This window comes from Actinophytocola sp., from assembly GCF_050699915.1.
Classification (GTDB): domain Bacteria; phylum Actinomycetota; class Actinomycetes; order Mycobacteriales; family Pseudonocardiaceae; genus Actinophytocola.
This window is the reverse complement of record NZ_JBOHGA010000254.1, coordinates 1-8,092: the sequence shown is the minus strand read 5'-3', so window position 1 is coordinate 8,092 and position 8,092 is coordinate 1. Positions and strand designations below refer to the sequence as shown.

The 8,092-nt window shown below is 70.4% G+C and carries 9 protein-coding genes; 1 reads left to right on the top strand and 8 read right to left on the bottom strand.

Going from position 1 to position 8,092, the window contains the following annotated elements:
* Positions 1 to 36: 36 nt before the first annotated feature.
* The 5 genes from ACRDSK_RS29180 to ACRDSK_RS29160 all read right to left on the bottom strand — a co-directional run bounded on the left by ACRDSK_RS29180 (position 37) and on the right by ACRDSK_RS29160 (position 4,972).
* Positions 37 to 1,371, bottom strand: coding sequence for an ABC transporter substrate-binding protein (locus tag ACRDSK_RS29180; RefSeq protein ID WP_431444570.1), 1,335 nt, complete (start codon positions 1,369 to 1,371; stop codon positions 37 to 39).
* A 32-nt stretch (positions 1,372 to 1,403) separates the two neighbouring features.
* Positions 1,404 to 2,381, bottom strand: coding sequence for a branched-chain amino acid ABC transporter permease (locus ACRDSK_RS29175; RefSeq protein WP_431444571.1), 978 nt, complete (start codon positions 2,379 to 2,381; stop codon positions 1,404 to 1,406).
* Between the two features lie 163 nt (positions 2,382 to 2,544).
* On the bottom strand, positions 2,545 to 3,423 hold the full coding sequence (locus tag ACRDSK_RS29170) for a branched-chain amino acid ABC transporter permease (RefSeq protein ID WP_431444569.1): 879 nt from the start codon (positions 3,421 to 3,423) through the stop codon (positions 2,545 to 2,547).
* Between the two features lie 20 nt (positions 3,424 to 3,443).
* Positions 3,444 to 4,148 (bottom strand): ABC transporter ATP-binding protein, encoded by a 705-nt coding sequence (locus ACRDSK_RS29165; protein WP_431444568.1) that lies wholly within the window; start codon positions 4,146 to 4,148, stop codon positions 3,444 to 3,446.
* The gene (locus ACRDSK_RS29160) at positions 4,148 to 4,972 is read right to left on the bottom strand and encodes an ABC transporter ATP-binding protein (RefSeq protein ID WP_431444567.1); all 825 of its coding nucleotides are present in this window, start codon (positions 4,970 to 4,972) and stop codon (positions 4,148 to 4,150) included. Before ACRDSK_RS29160 ends, ACRDSK_RS29165 begins: the two co-directional genes overlap by 1 nt.
* A gap of 203 nt (positions 4,973 to 5,175) precedes the next feature.
* Here ACRDSK_RS29160 and ACRDSK_RS29155 point away from each other — a divergent pair, with 203 nt between their 5' ends.
* Positions 5,176 to 6,423: a PucR family transcriptional regulator gene (locus tag ACRDSK_RS29155; protein WP_431444566.1), complete on the top strand. Its 1,248-nt coding sequence runs from the start codon at positions 5,176 to 5,178 to the stop codon at positions 6,421 to 6,423.
* A 130-nt stretch (positions 6,424 to 6,553) separates the two neighbouring features.
* Here ACRDSK_RS29155 and ACRDSK_RS29150 read toward each other — a convergent pair whose 3' ends face one another.
* From ACRDSK_RS29150 to ACRDSK_RS29140, 3 genes are read right to left on the bottom strand one after another with little or no spacing between them, the layout of a single operon-like run.
* A complete protein-coding gene (locus tag ACRDSK_RS29150; RefSeq protein ID WP_431444565.1) occupies positions 6,554 to 7,144 on the bottom strand; it encodes a GTP-binding protein in 591 nt (196 codons plus the stop codon).
* On the bottom strand, positions 7,125 to 7,496 hold the full coding sequence (locus tag ACRDSK_RS29145; RefSeq protein WP_431444564.1) for a DUF742 domain-containing protein: 372 nt from the start codon (positions 7,494 to 7,496) through the stop codon (positions 7,125 to 7,127). The genes ACRDSK_RS29150 and ACRDSK_RS29145 overlap by 20 nt, the downstream gene beginning before the upstream one ends.
* 11 nt (positions 7,497 to 7,507) lie before the next feature.
* Complete coding sequence (locus tag ACRDSK_RS29140) at positions 7,508 to 7,912, bottom strand: roadblock/LC7 domain-containing protein (protein ID WP_431444563.1); 405 nt, start codon at positions 7,910 to 7,912, stop codon at positions 7,508 to 7,510.
* Positions 7,913 to 8,092: the final 180 nt, after the last annotated feature.

Sequence of the window (8,092 nt, the reverse complement as noted above, 5' to 3'; positions counted from 1 at the left end):
GTCCGGGGGGCACCGGACCGGCCGCGAGCCACTGACCTACTCGACCGCCTTCTCGTTCGGTAGGCCGTTCTCCGGCGGGCTGTCGGACGCGGCCGAGTCGTCCTCCTCGATCGGGGCGTCGCCGAGGTCCGAGACGAGGACCGGGGTGAGCTCCTCGCCGACGCCGCCCTTGATCTCCACCAGCTGCATCCCGGAGATGCCCAGGTGGCTGTCCTTCGAGAAGCGGAACGGCGCCAACGCCGGGCCCTGGAAGTCGCCACCTGCGCTCTCGACGGCCGCCACCAGGCCCTCGCGCGTCAGGTCGGGGCCGGCGGCCTGCAGCGCCTGCACGAAGGTGTACGCCTGCGACATGCCGTAGACCCGGTAGTTGGTCAGGTCCCCGTCCTTGCCGTGGGCGTCCCACACCTTCTGCCACAGCTTCATCCACGGGTCGTCCGGCACGTCCGTCCCCGGGATGTACTCGGTCGTCATCACGCCGTCGAGCAGCTGCGAGCCGTCCTTCACGGCACCCTCGGAGAAGCGGGCCAACAGCGAGCCGACCAGCGCCGGGTCGGAGCCGACGTTGCTGAAGAACCACTTCGGCTTGTAGCCCAACCGCAGCGCGACCAGCTGGCTCAGCGCCGTGTAGGACGGCGTGTTGAAGCCGAGGATCAAGTCGGCGCCCGACGCCTGCAGCGCCGCCATCTGCGGCGCCACGTCGGTGTTGCCGGACGTGTAGCGCTGCACCTCGACGATCTGGTCCTTCAGGTACCGCTGCACGCCCTTCTCGCCGTCGCGACCGAAGTCGTCGTCCTGGAGGAACAGGCCGACCTTGGCGTCGGGCATGTTCTCCTTCACGTACTCGCCGACGATCTTGCCCTCGATCTCGTAGTCGGGCTGCCAGCCGAACGTGAAGGGCTTGTCCTTGGGCGCGTCGCCCCACTGCAGCGAGCCCGAGGAGACGAACAGGTCCGGCACCTTCTCGCCGTTGAGGAAGTCGACGACCGCGCTGTGCGTCGGCGTGCCGAGCCCACTCACCATCGCGAAGATCTCGTCCTTGAGCACCAGCTCGTTGGTGACCTGGCTGGTGTTGGTCGGGTTGTAGCCATCGTCGCGGACCACGAACTCGATCTTGCGGCCGTGCACGCCGCCGTTGGCGTTGACGTAGTCGTAGTAGGCCTCGTGCCCGCTGGGGATCTCGCTGTAACCCGGCGCGGCGACCCCGGTCAGCGGGAAGTGCGCGCCGATCTTGATCGTGTCGTCGGTGACGCCGACCGTGGAGCCCTCGGCCGGCGCGTCCTCGCGCTCGTCGCCCGCGCCGCAGGCGGCCAGCAGCGCACCCGCGGTCAGGATCGTGGTGATCACCACGCCGGTTCTCGACCATCGCCTCATGTGTTGCCTCCAATGGTGCGTTTGCTGGATGACTACGAAGTCCGGCGTTCGGCGCGGCGACGACGGGCGGCGCGAAACCAGCCCACGATCCCGGCCGGGGCGAACAGCACGACGAGCACCGTCACCAGGCCGTAGATCAGCGGGGCCAGCTCCGCGGCCCGCACGTCGGACAGTCCGATGTCCTGGCCAAGGCCCGTGACGAGCTGCGGCAGGAACGTGAGTAGCGCGGCGCCGATCAGCGCGCCGACAAGACTGCCGAGTCCACCCAGGACGATCGCGGACAACAGCAGCAGCGACAGGGTCAGCGTGAACCCGCTCGGCGCGGCGATGCGCGCCGACAGCGCCATCAGCCCGCCCGCGAGCCCGGCACAGGTCGCGCTGACGACGAACGCGAGCACCCGGGCGCGACCGAGGTTGATGCCGGCCAGCTCCGCGGCCACCTCGTTGTCCCGCACCGCCCGCCAGGTTCGGCCGACCCGGCCGCGAGCGAGGTTGGCCAGCAGCACGAACGTGACGATCAGGCAGAACCAGCCGAGGTAGCCCAGGTAGCGGCTGCGGCTCATGTCCTGTCCGGTCAGGAAGAAGACCGCGTCGGCGAACCAGTCCGGGATCTCCGGCACGCCGACGTTGAGCCCCTGCTCGCCGCCGAGCGTCTCGCCGAAGTACAGCGGGATCCCGGGGATCGCCACGGCCAGCGCGAGCGTGGCGCCGGCGAGGTACGGACCGTGCAGCCGGGCGGCCGCCACCCCGACGAGCGCGCCCGCCGCGAGCGCCACGGCGGCGGCCGCGGCCAGGATCACCGCCAGCGGCAACGGGTCGCCACCCTGCAGCAGCAACGCTGCCGTATACGCGCCGATCGCCATGAACGCCCCGTGCCCCAACGAGATCTGGCCGTTCAGTCCGATGAGGATGGTCAGTCCGCCCGCGGCGATCCCGTAGTAGGCCATCGCCGCGAGCTGGCCGTTGCGGAACGCGTCGGTGCTCTCCAGTGCCACGGCGACGAGCAGCATGCCGAGCACCGCGACTCCCACGTGGCGGCGCAGCGGGGTGGCGCCGAAGTACGCGCCGACGCGCGCGAGCGGCCGTCGCGACCGGGGTGCGCGCTCGGGCGGGTGCGACGAGTTCTCCGGCGTGGTCCCGGTCGTCGTGTCGGTGTTCGTGTCGCTGGCCATGTCACACCCTCCGGGCGCGGGCGTGGGCGAACAGGCCGCCCGGGCGAACCAGCAGCACCGCCATCAGGATCCCCAGCGAGGCCAGCGGTACCAGCTCGGAGCCGACGTACCCGCTGACGAGGCTCAGCGACAGTCCGAGGATGAGCCCGCCGGCGACCCCGCCCACCGGGCTGTCGAGCCCACCGAGCACCGCGGCCACGAACCCGTACACCACCACACCGTCCATGTAGGACGGATGAACCAGCCCACCGCCGGCGATCAGCAGGCCGGAGAGCGAGCCGACGACCGCGGCGAGCGCCCAGCCGAGGGTGAGCATCCGCCCGACCCGCACGCCCAGCAGCCGCGCCACCTCCTGGTTGAACGCGGACGCGCGCATCTTGAGCCCGACGTCGGTGCCGCGGAAGAGCAGCACCAGCAGCACCATCACCGCGACCACCGACAGGATGGTGAAGATCCCGAACCCGGTGAGCGCGATCGTCGTGTCGCCGACCTCGAAGCCGCGCAGCCCGAACGGGGCGGGGAACGAGCGGTAGCGGGCGCCGAAGATCAGTGCGGCGAGCGCGTGGATCACGATGAACAGGCCGAGGGTGAGGATCACCGGGTTGATCTCGGATCTCGGGTCGACGTAGCGGATCACGAACCGCTCGACCAGTGCGCCCAGCACGAGGCCGCTGACCAGGGCGGCGACGAAGCCGAGCCAGTAGGAGAACCCGGCGTCGATGAGGACCAGGGCGATGTAGGTGGTGATCATCGCCATCGGCGCCTGGGCGAAGTTGACGATCCGGGTCGCCCGCCAGATCAGCACCAGCGCCAGCGCGAACGCGGCATAGACCATGCCCAGCGTCAGTCCGGTGAGGACGGTGGTGAACAGCTGCTGCACGAGGATCCCCTTGTCGCCGGTCAGAATCCGAGGTAGGCGTGGCGTAGCTGCTCGTCCTTCGCGAGCGCCGCGGCGTCGTCGGACACCACGAGACGGCCGAGGTTGAGCACGACCCCACGGTCCGCGATGGACAGCGCGCTGCGGGCGTTCTGCTCGACGAGAACGACGGTGAGCCCGTCGGCCCGCACGAGCGTCTTCAGCAGGTCGAAGATCTGGACCACGATGCGCGGCGCGAGCCCCAGCGACGGCTCGTCGAGCAGCAGCACGCGGGGCCGCGCCAGCAGTGCCCGTGCGATCACCAGCATCTGGCGCTCGCCGCCGGAGAGCACGTGGGCCGAGGACCGGCGCCGCTCGGCGAGGATCGGAAACAGCGAGTAGGCGCGGGCCAGGTCGTCGAGCTTGGGCCGGACGCCCCGGCCAAGCGCACCTAGTCGCAGGTTCTCCTCGACGGTCAGCTCGGTGATCACCCCGCGACCCTCGGGGACGTGGGCCAGCCCGATCTTCGCCATGCTCTCCACCGGGACGGTGGCCAGGTCCCGACCGGCGAGCGTGACGCGGCCGCGGGTCGGCCGGACGAGCCCGGAGATCGTCCGCAGCAAGGTCGACTTGCCGGCGCCGTTCGCGCCGAGCACCGCGGTGATCTCGCCCTCGGGAGCCTCGAAGCTCACCCCGTCGAGCGCGGTCACCGGGCCGTAGCTGGCCGCCAGGTCCGTCACGGTCAGCATCACGGCCTCCCGAACGGCTCGGCGGGCTCTTCGGCGGGCTCTTCGGCGGGCTCTTCGGCGGGCTCTTCGGCGACGCCTTCGCCGACGTCCTCGCCCAGGTAGGCGGCCAGCACGGCGGGGTGCTCGCGGACGTGGTCGGGCCCGCCGCGCGCGATCACCTTGCCGAAGTCGAGCACCACGATGTCGTCGCAGACGCTCATCACGAGGTCCATGTGGTGCTCGACGAGCATCACCGACATCCGGTCGGTCAGCCCGCGGATGAGCTCGCCGATCTCGGCCATCTCGTCGTCGGCGAGCCCGCTGGCCGGCTCGTCCAGCAGCACCAGGTCCGGCTCGCCGGCCAGCGCCCTGGCCAGCGCAACCCGCTTGCGGACCGGGTAGGGCAGGCTCGCGGGCAGCCGGCCCGCCAGGTCGGCGACGCCGAGCTCGTCCAGCACCGCCAGCGCCCGGGTGCGCAGTGCCCGCTCCTCGCGAGTGTGGCTGGGCAGTGAGAACAGCGAGGACCAGAACGAGGTGCGCGCGTGTCGGTTGGCCCCGACCATGACGTTCTCGAGCACGGTCATGTGGTCGAACAGGCCGAGGTCCTGCAGGCTGCGGGAGATGCCGAGGCCGGCGAGCTGGTGCGGGCGCAGTCGGGTCAGCCGCTCGCCGCGCCACCGCAGCTCGCCCGTGTCCGGCTGGACGAAGCCACAGGCGACGTTGAACAGGGTCGTCTTGCCGGCGCCGTTGGGCCCGATCACGCCCAGCACCTGGTTCGGGGCGACCTCGAGAGTGACGTCGGACAGCGCGACGAGACCGCCGAAGGTCACGGAGATCCCGGACATCTCGAAACCCGGTGCTGTGGCGGCAGTTCCGTCGACGTCCGGCAACGCGCGGCTCCCTACACTGGGCTGTGTGGTGGGCACCACTTTGGTCGCGGAGCACGACGAGTGACATAGGCGCCTCGCACAAAATCACTCGTGCGAACCGACTCAATTCGGTCTAGAAGGCTGGTACATCTGTGCTCCGGAGTGCGAGGCTTCCCGGCATGGACGTGGCGCACAGACGCGCGGCGGACCCGCCACCGCGGGTGCCACCGCCCACGCCTGCGATGGAACGGGAGATCCAGCACGCCTGGGCGTCGCTGATCGACCAGGCGGACGCGATCGCCGACGACATCACGCTGACGCTGCTCGAGCGCGACCCGTACTGGTCCGAGCAACGGCCGGCCCGGCAGGCCGACCTGCGGGCGAGCATCCGGGAGCACATCCGCCGCGGCATCGAGGCGATGGCCGGCCGGGCCGACCCCGAGCACAAGGCGAGCGACGTGTGGCGGGAGACCGGGCGGTTGCGGGCGCGCCAGGGCGTGCCGATGGACCGGGTGCTCAACGCGTACACACTCGGCACGCGCACCCTGTGGGAGGCGCTGCTGCGGCAGGGCTGGGGGGACAAGCTCAACGAGCACCTGCTCGTCGTCGCCGGCCAGAAGCTGTGGGCGGCGCTGGACGTGCAGAACGCGATCCTGGTCGACGCCTACCGGCGGGAGAGCAACCGGCTGCAGCGACAGAACCTGCAGCGGCAGCAGAGTTTTCTCGACGGGCTCGTGGAGGGTCGCGGCGCGGACCCGGAGTTCGCCCGGGAGGCGCGCGAGGAGCTGGGCATCGGGCCGGACGAGGCCGTGGTGTGCGTGGTGGCGCCGTTCAACGATCCGCTGGACGAACCGCTGCGGGCGCCCGAGGACCGGCTGGAGCGGGTCGGGCTGAGCTCGCACTGGCACGTGCGCGGCGGGAACTTCTTCGGGCTGATCCCGAGTGGCGCGCTCACCGTGTCCCAACTGGTCGAGGCCCTCGATCCGTGCGTCGCGGGCCGCGTAGGGCTCGCGCCGTGCACCGACGGCCTGGCCGGCTTCGCGACGGCCTACCAGCTGGCGTCCCGAACGGCCGAGTCCCTGCCTCGCGGCACGCAGCGGCTGGTCCCACTCTCGGACCGGCTGCCGGAGGTGCTGCTGGCCGGCAGCCCGGAGGTGCTGCCGGTGCTGATCGCGGAGACCGTCGGCCCGCTGCTGCACCAGCCGGCGCAGCTGTCGGAGACGCTGCTGGACACGCTGGCGGCGCTGCTGGTGACCGACGGCTCCCCCACTCATGCGGCGGAAGCCCTGTTCTGCCACCGGAACACGGTGATCTACCGGATGAAGCAGATCGAGTCCCTCACGGGCCGCAGCCTGCAGCGACCACAGGACAAGCTCGAACTGGCACTCGGCCTACTGGCCACCGGCCGAGGCGTCAACGGCCGCTGACCGCCCAGACCGCGGATCCGTCTACTTCGGACTGAGCAGCAGGGCATCGGTCGGCTGGTGGACGGCGAAGAGTCCGAGCGGCTGGTCGACTCCTGGCCGCCGTGCTGAACAACGGTCGGCTGGCCAGGGCTCAGCGGTGGGACTTCATGGCGATCAGGTGTTCCAGCAGGGCCGCGAGCACGGCCTTGCTCGACTCGCGGTGGCGGACGTCGCACTGGATGATCGGGACGTTGGTGTCCAGGTCGGTCGCCTCGCGGACTTCGTCCACTGTGTACAGTTGTTCGCCGTAGAAGTTGTTCACCGCGAGGATGAACGGGATGCCGCGGCGCTCGAAGAAGTCCACCGCGGCGAAGCAGCCGTCGAGTCGACGGGTGTCGGCGATCACCACGGCGCCCAGCGCGCCCAGCGCCAGCTCGTCCCACATGAACCAGAAGCGCTCCTGGCCCGGCGTGCCGAACAGGTAGAGGATCAGCGACTCGTTGACGGTGATGCGCCCGAAGTCCAGCGCCACGGTGGTGGTGTTCTTGCCCTCGACGCCGGCGAGGTTGTCCACTCCCCCGCTGATCGCGCTGATCATCTCCTCCGTGCGCAGCGGCGGGATCTCGCTCACCGAGCCGACGAGCGTGGTCTTGCCGACGCCGAACCCTCCGGCGATCAGTACCTTCAGCGCCGACGTCCCGAGCGACGCCTGCGCCGGTGTCTCAGAGCCTACGGATGCCATCTAGTACCGCCTGCAGGGTTTTCATGTCCGGGGTCTCCGTGTTCATCGGGCCGGGAGGCGAGCTGAAGATCAGCAGCCCTTCCTCGATCAGGTCTGCGACGAGGATCTTGATCACGCTGAGCGGCAACCCGAGCTTCGCGCTGATCTCCGCGATCGACAGCGGGAACCGGCAGATCCGCAGGATCTGGATGTACTCCGGCTCCATCGCCGCGTTCTCGTAGGCCCTGGTCACCACGAGCGTGATCAGGTTGAGGTCGTGCCGGGCGGACTTGGTACGGCCACGCGTCACGGCATACGGCCGCACCAGAGGACCGGCATCGTCGTCGTACCAGGAATCCCGACCGTGCTTCATGGTCTGCGCGGTCACAAATTGCCGGGCACACGCGGCTGCGCGACCAGGTACTTGCCGACCTTCTTGACCATCAGATTCATCTCGTAGGCGATCATGCCGATGTCCGCGTCGTCGGACGCCACCAGCGCCAGGCACGCCCCGCTGCCCGCGGCCGTCACCACCAGGAAGGCGTGATCCAGCTCCACGACCGTCTGCCGGACCTGTCCTCCGCCGAAATGCCGCCCGACGCCGCGGGCGAGGCTCTGGAACGCGGACGCCATCGCCGACAGGTGCTCGCTGTCCTCCCGGTTCAGACTCCGGGACCGGCCCACGCACAGCCCGTCCGTGGACAGCACCACCGCGTACTGCGCACCGACCGCCCGCACGACCAGGTCGTCGAGCAACCAGTTCAGGTCACCCGAATTGGACTCGTCCATGACACCCCTGTCTTGGTCCACTCGACGTCAACCACAGCTGGACGGCGGCTCACGGGGCCGCACGCCCTTCGCGGGTACCGCGCAGGAACGCGGCCATCCGGTTGCGCGCCCGCTCGGCCGACGGCACCGCGTCGCCCTCGTCGGGCACGCTCGGCTCCGCCGGGCCGGCCGCATCGGCCG

Bases quoted from the DNA above. Each gene is read 5' to 3' on its own strand.
- ACRDSK_RS29180 (WP_431444570.1), bottom strand. From the start codon at position 1,371: ATGAGGCGATGGTCGAGAACCGGCGTGGTGATCACCACGATCCTGACC.
- ACRDSK_RS29175 (WP_431444571.1), bottom strand. From the start codon at position 2,381: ATGCTGCTCGTCGCCGTGGCACTGGAGAGCACCGACGCGTTCCGCAAC.
- ACRDSK_RS29165 (WP_431444568.1), bottom strand. From the start codon at position 4,148: ATGCTGACCGTGACGGACCTGGCGGCCAGCTACGGCCCGGTGACCGCG.
- ACRDSK_RS29160 (WP_431444567.1), bottom strand. From the start codon at position 4,972: ATGTCCGGGATCTCCGTGACCTTCGGCGGTCTCGTCGCGCTGTCCGAC.
- ACRDSK_RS29155 (WP_431444566.1), top strand. From the start codon at position 5,176: ATGGACGTGGCGCACAGACGCGCGGCGGACCCGCCACCGCGGGTGCCA.
- ACRDSK_RS29150 (WP_431444565.1), bottom strand. From the start codon at position 7,144: ATGGCATCCGTAGGCTCTGAGACACCGGCGCAGGCGTCGCTCGGGACG.
- ACRDSK_RS29145 (WP_431444564.1), bottom strand. From the start codon at position 7,496: ATGAAGCACGGTCGGGATTCCTGGTACGACGACGATGCCGGTCCTCTG.
- ACRDSK_RS29140 (WP_431444563.1), bottom strand. From the start codon at position 7,912: ATGGACGAGTCCAATTCGGGTGACCTGAACTGGTTGCTCGACGACCTG.